An 18,221-nucleotide genomic window follows, 5' to 3' on the forward strand; every position below is an offset into this window, starting at 1 on the left:
GGACCGGGCTGATGGTGCAGGTCGAGATTAGGTCACCCGACGACTCGTCCCCCCATCCCACGACCGCCCCCTCCCCGGATCTCGCGACCGCGCCCGACTCCGCATCCTCTGTCGTGGCCCCATTGCGCCGTCGCGTCGGCTCCGCCGTGTGGCGGCTGCGAGGGTTGGTGGTGGTCGGTGGGCTGGTGGCGATCGCCGTGCCCTTGGGCCGATTGGTGCCGGTGGTCGGCGGCCCGGTGTTCGGCATCGTGCTCGGCGTCCTGGCGGGCTTGTTCATCCCCGCGCTGCGCTCCGACGTCCTGCGACCAGGCATCGACTTCGCGTCGAAAAACCTGCTGCAGCTGTCGATCGTCGTTCTGGGGACCGGGCTGTCTCTGCAACAGGTTGCGCGCGTGGGGATGTCCTCGCTGCCGGTCATGCTCGGCACGCTGGCGCTCGCGCTGGGCGGGGCCTGGTTGTTCGGGCGGCTGCTCGGCGTGCGGGACGACACCCAGATCCTGATCGGCGTCGGTACGGCGATCTGCGGCGGTTCGGCCATCGCGGCCGCGACGGCGGCGATCGGGGCCCGGCGGTCGTCGGTGGCCTATGCGCTCGCGACGATCTTCACCTTCAATGTGGTGGCGGTGCTGACGTTCCCGCCGCTCGGGCATCTGCTCGGGATGAGCCCGGAGGCCTTCGGGCTGTGGGCCGGGACGGCGATCAACGACACGTCGTCGGTGGTCGCGGCCGGGTATGCCTACAGCCAGAGTGCCGGTGATCAGGCGATCGTCGTGAAGCTCATCCGCTCACTGACCTTGATCCCGATCGTGCTGACGCTGGTCGCGTTGAAGGTTCGCCGGGAGAACCGCGCGGCGCGGGCGCTCGACGTACAGGGTGCTTCCTATGAAGGCTCCACCGCATCGACGCGGGGTCCGCTGCCGTGGCGGAAGCTCGTTCCGCTCTTCCTGATCGGATTCATCGCCGCCGCCGGACTGCGGACGGCCGGCGCCGTACCGGATGCGTGGCTGCCGACGCTGAGCCTGATCGGGACCTGCCTGATCACCGCCGCGCTGACCGCGATCGGCCTGTCCCTGCGACCGCGCGAGCTACGCGACGCAGGACCCAGGCCGCTCCTGCTCGGGGCGATTCTCTGGGTCCTGGTCGCGGTCGGTTCGCTGGTGCTTCAGTCCTTCTTCTCGTAGGCGGCCGGGCGAGTCTGCGTCGCCTGGATCCGCGGTACGTCGAGCTTGGTGCTGCGGTCGAAGTTGTAGATCCCGTTCTCTTCCTGGAAGACGTCGGTGAGCTGCGTGTAGCAGTAGCCGAACATCAACGGGTCGTCGAGCAGCACATCGACCAGGCCGGTGAAGCGGACATAGAAGTCCTCCTCGTCGGCGACCCGCTGGCCGTAACCCCACGAGTCCTCGGAGTTGCCGGTCTTGCCGGCGGCCGCCTTCTCCGCGTTCCACCAGATGCCGCCGAACTCACTACAGAAGTACGGCTGACCGGCGTACGGCTGGGAGATCGGCCTGCCCTCGGGGCCGCCGAGGTTTCCGTACGGCGTGCCGTCTTTCAGGCCGGCCATTTCCTGCGCGAACTCGGCCGGGTCCTGCGTGTAGTTGTGCGAATCCCAGACGTCGGTCTCGGGCACGCGGTGTGAGTACCCCGACGAGTCGAGTACCGGACGAGTCGAGTCAGCCGCCTTGGTGGCAAGGAACATCGCGCGGGTTACGTCGTCCAGTTGGGTGATCCGGTCGTGCAGCAGTTGGTGCGTCTCGTTCAGTGGGCACCAACCGATGATGCTGGGGTGGCTGTAGTCACGCTCGACCGCCTCCAGCCATTGCCCGACGTACGAGGCCGTCGGCTGCTGGTTGTCGTCCCCGGTGTGTCCGACCCCGGAACCCCAGTCGCCGAACTCGCCCCAAACGAGGTAGCCGAGCCGGTCCGCGTGGTAGAGGAACCGCTCTTCGAACACCTTCTGGTGCAACCGAGCGCCGTTGAACCCGGCCGCGATACTCAACTCGATGTCCTTGACGAGCGCTTCCTCGGACGGCGCCGTCATCAGGCTCTCCGGCCAGTACCCCTGGTCCAGCACGAGTCGCTGGAACACGTGCTTGCCGTTGATGAGGATCGCCTGGCCGTTGACCGATACCGACCGAAGTCCGGCGTAACTGTCGGCCTTGTCGATTACGTTGCCGTCGGCATCGATCAGTTCGAGGAGAACGTCGTACAGGTGTGGGTCGGTGGTGTCCCACAACCTGACGCGCTCGGTCGGCACCTGCAGCGTCAACCGCGGCGCGAGATCGAGATCGGCACGCACCTCGGCCGTCGTCACCTCACCGTCGGCGTCCTTGAGGGTCGCGCGAATCTTGTGGCCCGGCTTGTTGGCCGACACCGGTACGGCGAGATGGAAGCTGGAGCCGGCGACGTCCGGGGTGATCCGCGGTCGCTTGAGGTGCACGGTCGGCACCGCCTCGAGCCAGACGGTCTGCCAGATCCCGGTCGTGCGCGTGTAGAGGCAGCCGTAGTTCGCGTACCGCTGACTCTGCTTGCCGCGCGCCTGCGGGCCCTTGTGCGTGTCCCTCGCGCGGACCACAATCGTCGCCTCTTCACCCGGCTGCGCGACCTTGCTCAGGTTGGCGCTGAACGGCGTGAACCCACCCCGATGCCGGACGACCTCGGTGCCGTTAACCCAGACTGTCGCGTCATGATCAACCGCCTGGAAGTGCAGGACGGCCTCCTTGCCGGCCCACTCCTGCGGGATGGTCACGGTGGTCCGGTACCAAACCACCTCCAAGAAGTCGACATCCTCGATGCCCGACAGTTCACTCTCGGGGGCGAACGGCACCGTGATCCGTTGTTCCAGCTCCCGCTCCCGCACCCCCCGCTCCAGCCCACTGTCCGACCGATCGATCTCGAACTGCCACTCGCCGTTCAAGTTCACCCACTCCGCCCGCACGAACTGCGGACGCGGGTACTCGGCACGAGGCTGTGTCATCAGTAGCTCCCGAAAGCAAGAGAAGGCGGCGATCCAGAAGACAGTACAACGTTGGAATTGAGCAAGCAACGGGGTGTTCACCCGCACCCCCGCCCCCGCACCCCGCCCCCAACCCCCGCACCGGCTCCCGCCTCGCTACCGCTCGCCCCGCCGGCGCCCCGCCCACCCCACCACGCGCTACCGCGCTTCCTCCACGCGCTACCGCGCTCGTCCGCCTCCCGCCCTGCCGCGCTTCCCTCCGCGTTGCGCGCTTACCCCACCCCTGCCGGCCTCCGCCTTCGCCTCCGCGCTGCCGCGCTTCCCTCACGCGCTGCCGCGCTTCCCTCACGCGCTGCCGCGCTCCTCCGCCCTCGCCCTGCCCGCGCGCCCCAGAGCTATCGCCTCCCGGCGAAGGTTCGCCCGGGAGCAACCGTGGTGATGTGGAGAGTTCGGGCGGAGGGGCTCCGCCGATGTGGTGGGCGCCCGGGTGGATGTGCTGACGTGGAGGGTTTGCCGAGTGATGTGGAGGTCCGCGCGGCGGCGGCTGCGGTGATGTGAGGTTCAGGCGAGACGCCTTTGATGAGGTGGCGGCTCGTGGGTGGCCGCGGTGACGTGGAGGGTTCGGGTGGGAGTGGCTTTGCCGATGGGTGTGGGGGCGCCCGGAGTGGATGCGCTGAGGTGGAGGGTTGCCCGGCTGATGTGGAGGTCCGCCCGGGGCGACCGGGGTGATGTGGAGGGGGCGGGCGGGAGGGGATTGCCGGACCGCCGCCACTCACCAAACCTCGTTGGCGGGCATATCGGCGGCCGCTGCACGCTCAACACCGCGGTCGTGTCGCGGTTGGTGAGTGTGGGCGGTCCGCAACCGCAGCTCGACGGCTGCGTTGGTGCGATGGGTTCGCCCGGGGAGAGGTTGCTTGACGCAGTGGGGTCGACGGAACCGGGTGCGCTGATGGAGGAGGGGTGCCGGGTGACTGCAGGTCGCTCGCCCCTCGCGGCGCCTCGTCAGTCGCGACTCAGCGGGGCCCGCCCAGCGGTGTGGAATCGGCGCACGGACAGGACGTATATGTCTACGTGTGGTCCGGTTCACGCCTGCGGATCCCAGTTCGGCTTGGCGATCCACCGATACCTCCTGTCCGTAGCGCACCGCGGTTGGGCTGGTGGATGCTGCAGCGGCTCTCCGGGATCGGTGGGCGAACCCCTCGGCATCGGTTCGTGGGCATATCGGGGCCTGGGGCAACGATCGTGCGTAAGCCGGCCCGGGGTTGTCGAGCGCAACATGATTCTGCGGTTCGGGTGGGGTGATGCGTCGGGAAGGACACGTAGTGGTCGGCGAGAACGCGGTTCCGAGGGGCGGGGTAGGCGGGGACGGGGGTGTGCGTAGACACCTACTACGTGTTCTTGCCGACGGTGGGTCAGTTGGTGAAGAGGGCGGCGTTTAGGAAGGGGGTGCCGAAGGTGTGGGGGACGTCGGGTCGGACTGGGCGGAGGTCTATGGGGGTTAGGGAGTTGAAGGTGGTTCGGAGGTCTTCTAGGGAGAAGGACATGCCGCCGGCGGTGTCGCCGGTCGTGAGGATTTGTAGGTCGGTGGGGGTTTCTACTTGGCCGGCGGCGAAGGTGATGATGGCGTAGTGGGCGCCGGGGGATAGGGCGGGGAGGACGCGGTCTAGATAGGTCATTCGGCGGTGGGGTGCTATGGGGTGGAAGCAGCCGGAGTCGTAGATGACGTCGTACTGGGCGCTGGGGAGCGGGTCTCGGAGGATGTCCAGGGCGCTGACGGTTGCGGAGGGTGGGAGGTCTGGGCGGATGCGGTCCAGGAGGTCGGCGGCTAGGTCTACGCCGTGGACGGTGGCGCCTTGGGTTGCGAACCAGCGGGTGTTGCGCCCGGCGCCGCAGCCGATGTCTAGGACGCGGGCGCCTGACAGGTCGCCCAGTAGGCCGCGGGTGTGCCAGTCGACCAAGGGTTCGTCGGGCAGGTCGGTTGCTAGGGGGTGGCCTTCGCGGGTGAGGATTTCGGTCCAGAAGGCGGCTGCGCCGGGGGCTGATCGATCACCGCGTTCGCTGCGCTCAATCAGGTGGTCGAGGGTCTCGAGGAGCTGGTCGACAGTGTGGAGGCGTGAGGTGTCTGACACCGCCCAGTTCTACCAAACCGGGTTACCAGGTGACGCCTTCGAGGGTGAGGATTTGGGGTTGGTTGAGGGCGGCGGTGATGTCGGGTTGTTGTACCAGGGCTCGGGATTGGGTGTCGGTCCAGCTGTACCAGGAGTGGGCGAAGATGGCTGTGGTGTAGGTGTCCAGGGAGCGGTCGATGAGGGTTTGGGCGCCTCGGGGGTAGGCGTCGCCGGAGGGGCCGAATTCGGCTAGGCCGGCGGGGTGGGTGAGGTTGCGGGTTTCGGTCCAGTCGTCGGCGTCTGGGCGGTGGCCGGGTTGGTAGGGGCGGAGTTCGTCGTCGTAGAGGTCGAAGCCGGCTAGGTCGACGTAGGCGGCGCCTGGGTAGTAGTGGCGGATCGCGGCGTTCCAGCTGGTGGCTGGGGAGTAGAGCCAGAGCAGGTTGGTGAAGCGGGCCGACAGGTACTGGTGCAGGTCGCGCCAGAGTTCGACGAGCGCAGTGCGCGGAACGGTGACGTCGTGGCCCCACCAGAACCATGGCCCGTTCATCTCATGGAATGGCCGCAGCAGTACGACGGTGTCGCTGAACCTGTTCAGTACGGCGACCAAGTCGGCCACCTGCGCCCAATAAGCCCGTTTCGGCGAAGAGTCCGGTGCCGTGCTGAGGAGTTGGCGGAGATCCGGTTTCGGCGCTTCGGAATTGCGGACGTAGTACTTGCCCTCGCTGGGGTAGTCGCCCCAGGGATGTGTCCAGTGGGTGCTGATGGTGACCAGGCCGCCGCGGCCTTTGTGGTCAAGGAGTTTGTCGATGGTCCGGGTGTCGTAGTCGCCGCGTTCGAGCAGGCTGACGCCGACCATTGCGGGTCGCTTGCCGGTCTTGCGTTCCAGGCCGTCGACGAATTCGCCGTACGTCGCGGCGCTCCACGCCGAAATCTCCTGGCCGATCAGGAGCCGATCGGTCGACCGGGTCTGCAGGGAACGCAGCCAGTTCAGCAGGCGGTCCCGCGGCAGGTCGGCGGGGCGGAACAGGCCAAGGCTGGGCGCGAGGGCGGCGGCTTGGAGGACGGTACGGCGGGTCAGCATGTCTGAAGTGAAAGGGGTCGACGAGCGGACGTTCAATCCTTTCGACCAGCCGAGAAACCTTCCGCCGTGGCCACGGGGCCTAGAACTCCAGGGAACAGAACGTTGAACACGGTGGCAATTCGATCGCAGTGATACGGCGAAAGAACTTGCGGACGCGTTCATCCGCAGGTTTCCCGCGGCCACCGGAGGATCGCCAAGAATCGAGGCTCTTCTGTTGGGCGAAACAGATTCGGAGTGACAATGAAGAAGCTATTCATGGCCGTCGCGGCCGCTGCGGTTGTCGTCGGTGGAGCTGTTGTCACGGCGCCGGTCGCGTCGGCCTCGCCGCTGCGTTACTACACCACCTTCTACACCGGTGACACCTATTCCCAGTGCGTGCAGCGCGGAAATCAGGGCATCCGGAACGGCGAGTGGTACGACTACAAGTGCAACCTGGAAAGCTACGGGTCGGATCTCTACATCCAGATCAGCCCGAACTAGCCGCTGAGTGCCGTTTGGCGATAACATCGCCAGATGGCGATGGTTGATGAGGCGTCCGCGCTGGCGGTGGCTGGGTGTCTGTTCCACGGGTTCAGCGATGCGTCGCGGTTGGCGATCGTGCGGCACCTGGCGGTCGGTGAGCATCGGGTGGTTGACCTGACCGCGCACCTCGGGCTGGCGCAGTCGACGGTGTCGAAACACCTTGCCTGCTTGAGGGACTGCGGGTTGGTCGAGTCGCGGGCGGAGGGCCGGGCATCGGTCTTCCGCCTCGCGCATCCGGAGGCGACCCTGGAGTTGCTGGCCGCGGCCGAGAAGCTCCTCGGCCTGACCGGCGACGCGGTCGCGCTCTGCCCGAACTACGGACTGAACAATGGCTGAGCCACTGCAGCTCGGCGCCACCCGGACGGTCGATCGCCAACGCCTCGGCCGCCGGGCGCGGCTGCTCGCCGGCGCCTCCGTCACGTACAACGTGATCGAGGCGATCGTCGCGATCTCGGCCGGTCTGGTCGCGGGGTCGGTCGCACTCGTGGGCTTCGGGCTTGACTCGGTGGTCGAGGTGTCGAGTGGCCTGATCATTCTCTGGCAGTTCCGCCATCCGCTTCCCGAGACGCGGGAACGTCGAGCCTTGCGCATGCTGGCGGTTTCCTTCTTCGCGCTCGCGGCGTACGTGACGTTCGAGTCGGTCCGCAGCCTGATCACGCAGGCGACACCGGACGTCTCTCCGGTCGGAATCGGGCTCGCGATCGCGTCCCTGATCGTGATGCCGTTCCTGTCGTGGGCCCAGCGTCGTACTGGCAAAGCCCTTAATTCCAACGCGGTTGTGGCCGACTCGACGCAGACCTTGCTCTGTACCTACCTGTCCGCGGTACTGCTGATCGGCCTGGTCCTGAACGCCACGCTCGGCTGGACCTGGGCCGACCCGATCGCCGGTCTGATCATCGCGGCCGTCGCCACCCGGGAAGGCATCCAGTCGTGGCGCGGTGACAACTGTTGCTCACCCACTGCGACCACGTGCGACGACGGCTGCTGTGCACCGTAAGGTGGCGCAGTGATCGATGCTGTGGGGCAGATCGAGCGGGTGTTGGCCGGACCGCCGAGTCAGTTGGCGTTCCGTGCACTCTGCGCCGCGTTGGGCCGAGCGGGCAGTCCGGATGAGCTCGTTGTTCTTTGTGAGCAAGGGCTCGCGGATTGGCCCGACGAGGCCCGCGAAGCGCCGTGGTCCTGGCTCGCCGCCCTCGACGACGGGTACGCCGTACCGGGGTGGTCGCTGGTTCGTTCGCTCAAGCTGAAGTCGGAACGCATCGGTACGGCGGATGTGCCGATGGAGCCGCATGCGCAGATCACGAGGCTCGACCTGGGGTGGTTGGCCGGCGATCAACTCGCGGCCGTGTCGGAGGCGCTGCCGTCCTGGCCGAATCTGCGGTCTCTTGCCACGCAGATGCTGACCGAAAGGGATGCGGAGGCGGTGGCCGGGCTCGCCGCGAACCCCGGACTCACGCAGCTCGAATCACTCGACCTGATCGACGTGAGCGAGGATCTGGTTCACTTCGAACCGCCGCCGTTCCGCCCACCGGTCGGTCGATCGCTGCAGCTCCGGCATGCGGGGTTGCGTGCTTCCGACCTCGTGCACCTGGTGCGGTCGGGGATTGTGCCGGAACTGCGGTCGGTCGCGGTCCGGGTCGAGAGCCTCGAGGAGGCGCGGGAACTCGCTGCGTGCTCGGAGCTTGCGCAGCTCGAGCGGTTGGCGATCGCCTTCCGCTGCGGTCGTAACGGGATGCATTCGTGGGACCTGAGCATCGGCAACGTCATCCCCGAGGACGATGCCGCCTGTGCGGCCTTCTTCGGGAACGCCGAATTGACGGACATGCGCGAGCTCACCATCGTCGGCGCCTCGTTGGTGCGCGGTTATCACGGCCTCGGTGCCGATGGGCTCGACGCCGTGGTTGCGAGTGGTGTGGTGAGCCGGTTGACCGCGCTCAGCCTCAAGTTCCTTCCGTTGTGTGATGCGCCGGTGATCCGGGTGGTCGAGGCGCTCGACCACGAGCAGATCGAGAGCCTGAGCCTGCATGGGGTTGTCGTCACCGATCTGACGGCCGAGGCTTTCGCGGGTACCTACTCGGCTCTTCGGAACCTCGATCTCAGCCACAACTTCCTGAGCGAATCCGGTGCTCAGCACCTGGCGCACGATGTCGATCTCCCGGCGTTGGAGCGGCTCGACCTGTCGGGTGATCCGGGCGGTTCGCCGTACTACGGCCGTTCGGAGATCCAGCCGATCGGGGATGCCGGCGCTGTCGCCTGGGCCTCGTCGCACAACGCGATCAACCTGACCGAACTCCGCCTGGCCGCGACCGGCCTCACCCCGGCGAGTGTCCCCGAACTCCTGAACACCGGCCGGCTTGAGACTCTCGACCTGTCCTACAACCAGCTCAGTGGTTGGCCGATCGTCGAGCGACTGCCCGGGCGTCGCCTCGACCTTGAGGCGTGCAACCTGAGCGATGACGACCTCACCGCGCTCACGGCCGCGACTGCCGAGCTCGACAGTCTCAACCTGGCGTACAACAACTTCGGTTCGGCGAAGGCGTTGGCCGCGTGGTCCGTCGTACCGGGGTTGTGGGAGCTCAACCTGCACGACAGTCACCTCGATGACGACAGTCTTGCCGAGCTCGGTCGGGCAGCTACCTGCCTGCTTGAGCTGGACCTTGAGCAGGACTGCTGGAAGCTCGACCGACGCCCGTACGACGAATCGCTGCCGCCGGTGATCGAGGATCCGGCGTACTTTCCCAACCTGGACGCGATCTTCCTCGGCGTGGTCGATGAGTACCACGGTGCTCGCTACTCGGCCGGTTATCCGCCGTCGGTCCGTGAGCAACTTGCGCCGACCACACGGCAGGTTCTTCGCAGTTTCCTCGCTCATCTGGAGATGGACGAGGAGGAGACCGGGCCGGACACGGCCGAGGGGCGCGCCTACCGCGCCGAGCACGACTTCCGCCACGACCTCGCCACCAACCGCGCCGAACGCGAGGCGGAAGCCCGAGCCTTCGCGAGAGAGCTACGCGGCTAGGCCCGAGCCCGAGAGTCGCACGGCTAGACGCCGAGCAGGCGGGCGCCGTTGTCGTGGCAGACGGCGCGGAGCCAGTTGTCGCCTAGGTCCAGGTCGGCGAGGACCTGGAGTTGGGTGGCGTAGGAGTACGGGATGTTGGGGAAGTCGGTGCCGAGGACGATCCGATCGGCCAGGTCGCCTAGGCGCGGGACCAGGTCACGGGGGAACGGCATCATCGCCTCGGTGAACGGCGTGAGCGCCATTGTCGTGTCCAGGTGAACGTTCGGGTACGACGTCAGGTCCAGGTGCTCGGCGTATTCGGGCATGCCCAAGTGAGCGACGACCACCGTCAGCCGGGGGTGTCGGCGAAGGACCTCGCCGATCGGACCGGGGCCCGTATGGCGACCCGGAATCGGGCCCGAACCGCAGTGCGCGACAACCGGCGTACCGGCTTCGGCCAGCTGACCCCAGACGTCGTCGAGGACCGGGTCGCGCGGATCGTAGTCACCCACCTGCAGGTGCACCTTGAAGACCCGGGTCCCAAGGTCGAGCGCCTCCCGCACGTATCGCGAGGCAGACGGCTCGGGATAAAACGTCCCGCTCGGCACGCAGCCAGGCGTCCGAGAGGCAAACGAAAGCGCCCACGTGTTGAGCCACTCAGCCATATCTGGCTTGTGTGGGTAGACCAAGGCCGGAAAGGCTCGAACCCCCAGCAATTCAAGGGTTTTCAGCCGTTCCTCGACCGACGTCCGATACGTGATCGGCCAGGCGGTTCCATAGTGCGTCGACGCCTGGTCGAAGTACGCCCAGACCGCGTTCATCACCTGGTCGGGCAGGAAGTGGACGTGGATGTCGACCAAGCCGTCCAATCCCAGCCCGGCCCACCACGCCGGTACCTCAGAATCCTGCATGCAGTCAGTGTGTCTCAGCCTGGTCCGCCAGCCACAGATTGATCAGTCCCTGGAAGTGCGCCTGGAACTGCTCCTGCTCATCAGCCGGGTACGTCGCCACAACCGTCTCACGCAGAATGTCGGAGAACTCCGAACCGCTGAACCAGTCCCGGACCCGAGCGTCGAAGTCGGGCAGATTCTCCGCACACCATTCGTGGTACCGAACGGTGTCGAAGTGTTCATCGGCCAGCGCGAGATAGGCCTCGATTTTGGCGTCGTAGTCCAGATCAGGGTTGTCGGCGATGGCGAAGTACTTGTCGGTCTGGAGGTCGACCGAGCTGCGGCGGCCGGTGGCCAGGCTGAACACCGACCACTTCACCAGCGCGCTGATCGCCCACGGGAAGTAGTAGTGCAGCGAGGTCACCGCGACATCGGGGCAGGCGTTGGCGTAGTCGATCGGGTGGACCGAATCGCCGCGGACGAGCATCTCGCAGGAGTTGAACTCCCAGCCGAAGAAGGCGTTCACGATCCGGCTGATCGCCACCGCCTGGTGTCCGGCGGACTGCGAGAGGAATCCGTGCGAGACGGCGTACCGGTTGTGCATCGGCTCGTCGGGGCGGAAGTCCATCACCATCGTCTCGGCGCCGATCGAGAGCGCGCGGGCGAACTTGTCGTAGTCGATGGTCGCCTGCAGATGCATCAGCATCTCGCCGGACTGGTCGTAGGCGTGATGCAGGTCGACCTTGTTGTTGATTCGCGAGACGCCGCGCCAGCCGCCGCCGTCGAACGGCTTCATGTACAGCGGGTAGCCGAGGTCCTCGGCGATCGCGTCCAGGTCGAAGGTCTTGTTGTACTTCGCCGAGGTGTAGGCCCAGCGGACGTTGTCGACCGGGTTCTTGTACGGCACCAGCACGGTCTTCGGGATCTTCAGCCCGAGCCGGAGCATCGCGCAGTACGCCGAGTGCTTCTCCATCGACTGGAAGGTGAACGGCGAGTTCAGCAGGTAGGTGCCGTTCATCAGCGCGGCCTTCTTCAGCCATTCGCGCGGGTGGTAGTACCAGTAGGCGAGCCGGTCGATCACCAGGCCGACCTTGACCGGGTCGTTCAGGTCGAACGGTTCGATGGTCAGCCGCTCGGCGTCGAACTCGTGGGTGCCCGAGGCGGTCTTGACCGGGCCGACCTGCCGCAGCAGGGCCTCGAAGGCCTGTGGCCAGTCCTCCTCGGCACCCAGCAGCAGCCCGATCAGATGGCGAGAGTTGTCAGCCACGGGTTCTCCTCACGAATCAGACGAATCGGGGCAGGTGGTGGGCGATCTGCTGCCGCCACCACGGCCAGTCGTGGGCTACGTCGTACCCCCATTGGTCCAGCTCATGCGGGATGCCCTTGGCATTCAGTACGGCGTCGATCGCGCGGGCCGACGGCAACGAACCGGTCGGGTGGGTCTCCCAGTCGCCCTGACCGACGGTGAGCACGACGAACAGTCGCCGGCGCAGCCAGTCCAGGTGGTCGCCCTCGAGGTTCGGCAGGTAGTCGGCCGGGTTGTTGAAGTACGTCGCCTCGCCGCGCTCGCCCCAGGCGTGCCAGCTGGCCGCGTCGTAATTGCCGGACTGGCAGATCGCGACCGGGAACAGGTCTGCTCGTTTGAACGCGAAGTTGAGCGCGTGGAAGGCGCCCAGGCTGCAGCCGGTGGTGATCATGTCGGTGGTGCCTGGTGAGTCCGCGCCGATCGCCGGGACCACCTGGTTCAGGATCCAGGACTCGTACCCGCCGTGCCGGCGCGCGCGGTCCTCCAGCTGGATGCTGCGGTCCGACCAGCTCAGGTGGTCGTAGGAGTCGACGCAGTACAGCTTCACCCGGCCGGCCTCGATCAGGTCGGCGACTGCGTCCACCATGCCGTTGTTCTCGTAGTCCCAGGCACGACCCTGCTCACTCGGGAACACCAGCACCGGCCGGCCGTAGTGCCCGTACCGGATCACGGTCCCGCGCCGGTCAAGCCCCGGCGCGTCGAGTTCGACCTGCTCTCGCTCCATCCGCCTCACCCCCGCAGTAGTGTCCCGCCAGCCACCTTGCCATGTCTTTACCTCGGCTGCTTTGTCTCAGCGCGTCCTGCGACCGGACCGAGGGCTGCGACGACTACAGCCAGTACTGCGACTCCACCGAGTGCCGTCGGCAACGACCAGACGCTGGATGCGGCGCCGACCATCGCGGGGCCGAGCAGGAAGCCCAGGTAGGCGATGGTGGTGACAGTGGAGATTGCGCTCGCGCGGCGCTCCGGACCGGCCCAGGCGCCGGCCATGCTGATGATGGTCGGCGCACAGACCGACGTACCGAGGCCTGCGATGGCTATGCCGACCAGAGCGAGCCAGGCGTTACCGGCCACGGCGGCCAGGGCGCTGCCGACCGCTGCGATGACGCCGCCGGCAACCAGAAGCTGTGCAGGCTTGAGGCGGCGGAGGAGCGCGTTGCCGCTGATTCGGCCGGTGGCCGCGGCGGCGGCAAAGACAGCCGGTGCGCTGGAGGCCAGGGCCGGGGCGGCGCCGAGCGTGGTGTCGAGGTGTACGGCGCTCCAGCTCTGCCAGGCGTTCTCGACGACGAAGGCGAGTGCGCAGAGCCCGCCGAAGACCAGTAGCGCGGGTTCGAGTCGTCGGGGTGCCTTCTCGGCGACTACTGGCTTGATGTGCGTGGAGCCCGGTGCGAGAGCCACAAGGACCAGTACGGCGATCAGTGCGAAAACACCGCTCAGCACTGGCAACGCACCGGCGCCGGACGCGCGGAGCGCCGCCGTACCGAGGCTGGCGACGACTACTGCGATCGAGAACAGGCCGTGGGCCAGGTTCATCAGCGGTCGGCCGGTCTCAGCCTCAGCCGCGGAGCCGGTCGCGTTGACTGCCACATCCGTGGCTCCCGAGGTGACGCCGAGCAGGAACAGCGCACCGCCCAGTGCGACGGCCGATCCGGCCAGTGCGGGCAGCACACCGCACGCTCCGAACAGCAGGACGGCTACCGGGAGTACAACTCCGCCGAAGCGGTCGATCAGGTAGCCGGTGAACCGCATCGAGCACAGCGCGCCCAGTCCGACCATCAGCAGCGCACCGCCCAGCTGGGCATCGGTGACACCAGCCTCGGCCTTCACAGCAGGTAGCGCAGCACCCCACGCACCCCAGAACAGACCGAACGCACCGAACCCAGCGAGTGTTTTAACCACCCGCTCGACCCTAACTCCAGACGCGGTTCAGCAATCCGGTCAGATCAGGATCCAAGACGTCCCGCCAGGCGGTGAAGTTGTGCATGTCAGGTGTCTCGTCGAACTCGACCGCGAGCCCGAGCTCGGCCAGCTGCGCCGCCATCACCCGGTTGTTGTGCACGTTCTCTTCCGTGGCACCCGCAGTCATCGCAACCGCCGGTGTGCTCGGGGCAGCCGTCGCGGCCAGCACCTCGCGGACGAAACCGGTCACCTGCGCGTAGAACTCGAACCGTGACTCCTGCGGGTCGGTGTCCGGCGTGAAGAACGATCCGGACTGCAGGAACAGCCCGTCGAACGTCCCCGGGTGGTGCCACTCGGCGTACAGCGCTGCCAGTGCGCCCAGGCTCGCACCCATGAGCACCGGCTGACGACTCTTGTACTGCGCCTCGATCGTCGGAAGCACGAGCTGTGTCAGAGCCTCGGCGTACTGCGGATTGGCGGCGTACCAGAGGTTCCGCGTGGTCGGCCGGATCAGGGCGAGCCGGAACGGCGGGAGGTCCGCGGAAGCGATCATCGCGCCGGCGTAGTGCGTCAGACCGGCGTACATGGCGAACTCAGGCCCGTCATGCGACAACAGCAACGGCAGTTCGAACGCGGGGGTGATCCCCTCCGGCGCCCACACCTGTACGTCGATCGGCCCGACCGGCGAGTCCACCGTGAGCGGTGTCAGCGTCGACGCCACTGGCGCAACGCCGATCCACGCAGGCTCGACGTACCCGGGCAGCGGCAGCCACGAGTGATCGCCGAACGCGCCGCCAACCACCCGCGGGTTGGTCGGATCGGTCCGCATCCCCAGGTCGGCGATGTCGAACAGGTACTCCATCCGGTGCACCGACGGCCGCGGCAACCGCAGCTCCCAGCCGTAGTCCACCGGTTTGAACTCCAGCAGCTCAGCCGCCAGCCCCAGCTCCTGCCACAGCCGCACCCCCGTGAACGCATGCGACGGATCGCCGAGGCGGAACACCACCTCGGCCCCTTCGACCGCACTGACCACACTGGGCATCCGAACACGGTACTGGCAGAAACACTGACAACACCTGTCAGTGATGGAGGCTTATCGTGAGGAGGTGGTCGATCTCACGGATATTCGGGCAGCGACAGCCGATCTGCCGCGCAGCTACGAGGTGCTGGTGCGAGACCGGATCAAGTTCCGGGTCGGCAGCATCGTCTACCTGGCCGTGTCACCGGACGAGGAAACGATCGGTATCGGCTTCCCCCGCGAGGAACGCGCCGCCGCACTGGCCGCCGAGCCGGACAAGTTCCTCCCGCCGAGCAAGTCCGACGAGCGGTTCCAGTGGATCGTCGTACGACTCGCAGCCATCGAGTACGACGAACTCCGCGAACTCGTCATCGACGCCTGGTCCCTGTGCGTCCCGAAAAAGGTGCGCACCGAGTTCTTGGCAAACCTCTGACACTGCTCCCGGTGACGGAGCGCAATGGAATGGGTACGTTGTCCCCTCGACCGTGAGAATTCTGGGGGAGACATGGCCGAGGTTCCGGTGGGGTTCAATCGCCTTGCCACATCGTTGTACCAGGCGTACCGGCGCGGGAGCCTGCGGCGCGAGAGCGACGAGTCGCAGCCGATCTTCGCGTGCAGCCAGGATCCACTCGATCTGGAGCCGGCCCGGGCGGGTGAGCCCGCCACTCCGGTCGTGTTGCGGATGCTGGCGACCCGGCTGCAGCTCGGTGGGCGGCAGGCGCCGGAGAAGCAGGTACCGCACGTTCTCGTCGGCCTCGAGGACGTCTCGCCTTCGGTCGGGCCGAACGAGAATCTCCAGCCGGTGTCGACGGAGGAGGTCGACGAACTGGTCGCACTCCTCGATCGCGCGACGGCAGGGCTGAAGGACAACCACGCGGGCGGCTACGACTTCCCCCGGTACGACTTGGTCCGCTGGCTCATGAAGGGGTACGCCGGTGCACCGCCCAGGCAGGAGGATCCGCCCCCGCCGCCGCCGTCCTTCAAGGACGGGCAGGTTCGCCAGGCAATGTACCGGCGGGCTGTCGGCGGGGCTGGCTCGGCTGACAGTGTCTGGGGGCGCATCCAGCTTCAGTTGCCGGGGTGGCTCCAGGTGCTGACGCTCTGGCTGCTGCCCGCGTTCTTCTGGTTGCGGCACAGCGGCAGGGTGCCGGTGCTGTCCGGTGAGTACCGCTGGCTGCGCAATCAGGCCTACCTCGCCCGCGGTGACGACGACAACCTGTTCGAGCTGGCCCTCCGACTCACCGAGGACAAGCGGCACAACCTCGACCCCGAACGATTCGCCGGACTGCTGGTGAACGCGTTCCTGGAGGATCTGCGGGCCGGGTTCCGGTCGGTCGAGTGGATCCACAAGCACCGGACCATGCACCCCATCCTGCTGGTCGGGCCGATCAGCAGGATCAACGGCGGGTACCTGCTGGTCCGGATGGTCGAGACGGTCCGCAACGACACCCTGCGGTTCGACCCGCTGGTGCTGGTGACCATCGGCCGCAAGGTTCCACCGCTCGCGGAGGAGCCCGCCGAGAACGACGTGAGTATGGACGTTTGGCGGACGAAGCATCTGGAGGAGAGCCTCCGGCGCTCTGTCGGAGCCTGGTTGCTGAAGTTCCCGATCAGCGACACCGTCGACGAACCGCCGCCTCCGCGCAAGCGCTTCGGACCGCCCCCGGCACCCAAGCCGCCGAAGCTGGAGGAGGAGATACCCCAGTCGTTCGAGCGGGTTCGCGGGCCGATGTGGCGGCGGCGGTCCGGTGGCTGGTCGATCATCGTGACGGTGCTGGTGGTGCTGGCGGCGACGTACGCCGGGTTCGGCGTACTCGATGATCGGCGGCACTGTGGTGGCGACGGGTTCCGGTGGCTGTTCTTCGAGGCCGTGGACGACTCGGTGGCCAGGGTGGACGGTGACTGCGTCGGTCTGACCGACGGTACCAACGCCTTGCTCTACCCGAGCGAGTCGTTCGGTCCGGTGGGGGACAAGATTCTCGAGCAGAACCGGCAGGCCGCCGAGTTGAGCAAGCGGGATCCGGAGCGGCCGGTGATCACGCTGGCCTCCCTGACCTCCGCGAGCGACGGCGGGTCGAGTCCGGGCGGCTTCACCGCGGAGCGCGAGCAGTTGGCCGGGCTGGCGGTCGCGCAAGCTGTCCAGCTCGGGAAGCCGTCCCAGCGCTACGAGCCGATCCTGCGCGTGCTGATCGCGAACGCCGGGCCGCGGTACCGGCATGCGGACCGGGTGGCGGCGCAGCTCGGTGCCTTGGCGGCGAAGGATCCCTCGGTGGTGGCTGTGGTCGGCATGGTCGAGAGCCGGCAGTCGACGCAGGACATGATCCGCAAGCTCGCCGCGGTCGGGCTGCCGACCGTCGCGGCGACCCTGACGGCCGACCAGATGATCGACGTCAGCCGGATGTATCTGCAGATCAGCCCGCAGAACCGGCGCGAGGCGGCGGTCGCCGCCGCACACGTCCGGAACCAGCTCGCGACCGGGAAGGACCCGTTCGGCAACCCGCTGACCAACAAGCTCATCGTGTACAAGTCCGACGATCCGTCCGACACCTACAGCCAGAACCTGGCCAAGGACGTCGTGCAGGCGTTCGCGGCGGTGGGGGTCTCCGGTACCTCGTCCTCCTACAGTTCCCAGGGCGGAGCGACGGATCCGGCCGCCGCCGGCCGCGAGGCCTGCGATCACCAGGGTGAGGTGGTGTTCTTCGCCGGCCGCGGCCAGGTCGACTTCCAGGCGTTCCTCGGTGGCCTCCAGGACCGCTGCCGGACCAGGCCGCCGTACCTGATCGGTGGTGACGACACGACCAAGTACGTCGCCGATCGCGAAGTCAGTGGCCTGAACCAGTCGGTCCCGTTCCAGTACCTCGCGCTCTCGCTGGCACCCGATCTGCTGGAGAACGCGACCTCGGAGTCGGCCGATTTCTACAGCCGGCTGGAGGAGTTGTTCCCGTACGAGAAGACCGATCGTGGCCGCAGTCTGGACGGTCATGCCGCGCTGAGCTTCGACGCGGCGTACGCCGTGGTGCTGGCGACCAGCTTTCTGCGCCGGGACAACATCGCCGTGAACGGCGGGACGGTCTGGTCCGCACTGCAGTCGATGACCGACGCCGACGGCGCCAAGCGCGGCTACCAGGGCGTGACCGGGCGGATCGACTTCGGCGGGACCGTCTCGCGGCGGGTGCCGGTGAACAAGCCGGTCGCGATCGTCACCTTCCAGCGGGGTAAGCCGGTGCCGAAGGCAACGATTGTCTGCGGTTCGCGGTCCGAGTCGCCGGCGTGGTGCCCGGCTGACTAGTCCTTCGGGATGAGGGAAAGACCATCCTGGCGGCCGATGGGTGGCGGCGATTCGGCACGCATTCTTGAAGGTATGACCGGGGACTTCTTACCTGAACGCCGTAAGGCTTCAGCGCTCAGCCAGACATTGACCGTCTTACTACTCGCTGCGGTCGCCG

At 67.2% G+C, this 18,221-nt stretch carries 15 protein-coding genes; 7 read left to right on the forward strand and 8 right to left on the reverse strand.

Annotation, left to right across the window (positions count from 1 at the left end):
* The first annotated feature begins 113 nt into the window (after positions 1-113).
* Positions 114-1,181, forward strand: coding sequence for a YeiH family protein (locus ABD231_RS30050; RefSeq protein ID WP_344159216.1), 1,068 nt, complete (start codon positions 114-116; stop codon positions 1,179-1,181).
* On the opposite strand, the gene ABD231_RS30055 is transcribed toward ABD231_RS30050, so the two are convergent.
* The 3 genes from ABD231_RS30055 to ABD231_RS30065 all read right to left on the reverse strand — a co-directional run bounded on the left by ABD231_RS30055 (position 1,163) and on the right by ABD231_RS30065 (position 6,142).
* Entirely contained in the window at positions 1,163-2,974 is a 1,812-nt protein-coding gene (locus ABD231_RS30055; RefSeq protein ID WP_344159219.1) for a glycoside hydrolase family 2 protein, read from the reverse strand. The two genes, ABD231_RS30050 and ABD231_RS30055, sit on opposite strands and share 19 nt — an antisense overlap.
* A gap of 1,391 nt (positions 2,975-4,365) precedes the next feature.
* Positions 4,366-5,082, reverse strand: a complete 717-nt coding sequence (locus tag ABD231_RS30060) for a class I SAM-dependent methyltransferase (RefSeq protein WP_344159222.1) — start codon at positions 5,080-5,082, stop codon at positions 4,366-4,368.
* Between the two features lie 22 nt (positions 5,083-5,104).
* Positions 5,105-6,142, reverse strand: coding sequence for a glycosyl hydrolase (locus ABD231_RS30065; RefSeq protein ID WP_344159225.1), 1,038 nt, complete (start codon positions 6,140-6,142; stop codon positions 5,105-5,107).
* Positions 6,143-6,382: 240 nt separating this feature from the next.
* Between ABD231_RS30065 and ABD231_RS30070 the strand changes: the two genes are divergently transcribed.
* The 4 genes from ABD231_RS30070 to ABD231_RS30085 are packed head-to-tail and all read left to right on the forward strand — an operon-like array spanning position 6,383 to position 9,683.
* Positions 6,383-6,622 (forward strand): hypothetical protein, encoded by a 240-nt coding sequence (locus tag ABD231_RS30070; RefSeq protein ID WP_344159228.1) that lies wholly within the window; start codon positions 6,383-6,385, stop codon positions 6,620-6,622.
* Between the two features lie 33 nt (positions 6,623-6,655).
* The gene (locus ABD231_RS30075; protein ID WP_344159231.1) at positions 6,656-7,000 is read left to right on the forward strand and encodes an ArsR/SmtB family transcription factor; all 345 of its coding nucleotides are present in this window, start codon (positions 6,656-6,658) and stop codon (positions 6,998-7,000) included.
* Positions 6,993-7,661 carry a cation diffusion facilitator family transporter gene (locus ABD231_RS30080; RefSeq protein ID WP_344159234.1) on the forward strand — a complete coding sequence of 223 codons (669 nt, stop codon included), beginning with the start codon at positions 6,993-6,995 and terminating at the stop codon, positions 7,659-7,661. Before ABD231_RS30075 ends, ABD231_RS30080 begins: the two co-directional genes overlap by 8 nt.
* A gap of 9 nt (positions 7,662-7,670) precedes the next feature.
* A complete protein-coding gene (locus tag ABD231_RS30085) occupies positions 7,671-9,683 on the forward strand; it encodes a leucine-rich repeat domain-containing protein (protein ID WP_344159237.1) in 2,013 nt (670 codons plus the stop codon).
* Between the two features lie 23 nt (positions 9,684-9,706).
* Here ABD231_RS30085 and ABD231_RS30090 read toward each other — a convergent pair whose 3' ends face one another.
* The 5 genes from ABD231_RS30090 to ABD231_RS30110 are packed head-to-tail and all read right to left on the reverse strand — an operon-like array spanning position 9,707 to position 14,799.
* Positions 9,707-10,573, reverse strand: a complete 867-nt coding sequence (locus tag ABD231_RS30090) for an amidohydrolase family protein (RefSeq protein WP_344159240.1) — start codon at positions 10,571-10,573, stop codon at positions 9,707-9,709.
* Positions 10,574-10,577: 4 nt separating this feature from the next.
* On the reverse strand, positions 10,578-11,819 hold the full coding sequence (locus ABD231_RS30095; RefSeq protein ID WP_344159243.1) for an ATP-grasp domain-containing protein: 1,242 nt from the start codon (positions 11,817-11,819) through the stop codon (positions 10,578-10,580).
* Between the two features lie 16 nt (positions 11,820-11,835).
* The gene (locus tag ABD231_RS30100; protein ID WP_344159246.1) at positions 11,836-12,582 is read right to left on the reverse strand and encodes an esterase family protein; all 747 of its coding nucleotides are present in this window, start codon (positions 12,580-12,582) and stop codon (positions 11,836-11,838) included.
* 47 nt (positions 12,583-12,629) lie between these two features.
* Positions 12,630-13,757, reverse strand: coding sequence for an MFS transporter (locus ABD231_RS30105; protein ID WP_344159249.1), 1,128 nt, complete (start codon positions 13,755-13,757; stop codon positions 12,630-12,632).
* Between the two features lie 10 nt (positions 13,758-13,767).
* Positions 13,768-14,799 carry an alpha/beta hydrolase gene (locus tag ABD231_RS30110; protein WP_344159252.1) on the reverse strand — a complete coding sequence of 344 codons (1,032 nt, stop codon included), beginning with the start codon at positions 14,797-14,799 and terminating at the stop codon, positions 13,768-13,770.
* Between the two features lie 64 nt (positions 14,800-14,863).
* Between ABD231_RS30110 and ABD231_RS30115 the strand changes: the two genes are divergently transcribed.
* Together ABD231_RS30115 and ABD231_RS30120 are read left to right on the forward strand one after the other, a co-directional pair.
* The gene (locus ABD231_RS30115; protein WP_344159255.1) at positions 14,864-15,208 is read left to right on the forward strand and encodes an MmcQ/YjbR family DNA-binding protein; all 345 of its coding nucleotides are present in this window, start codon (positions 14,864-14,866) and stop codon (positions 15,206-15,208) included.
* A 72-nt stretch (positions 15,209-15,280) separates the two neighbouring features.
* Positions 15,281-18,064 carry a type 1 periplasmic-binding domain-containing protein gene (locus tag ABD231_RS30120; protein WP_344159258.1) on the forward strand — a complete coding sequence of 928 codons (2,784 nt, stop codon included), beginning with the start codon at positions 15,281-15,283 and terminating at the stop codon, positions 18,062-18,064.
* Positions 18,065-18,221 lie beyond the last annotated feature (157 nt).

Source organism: Kribbella yunnanensis, from assembly GCF_039529655.1.
Taxonomy (GTDB): Bacteria; Actinomycetota; Actinomycetes; order Propionibacteriales; family Kribbellaceae; genus Kribbella; species Kribbella yunnanensis.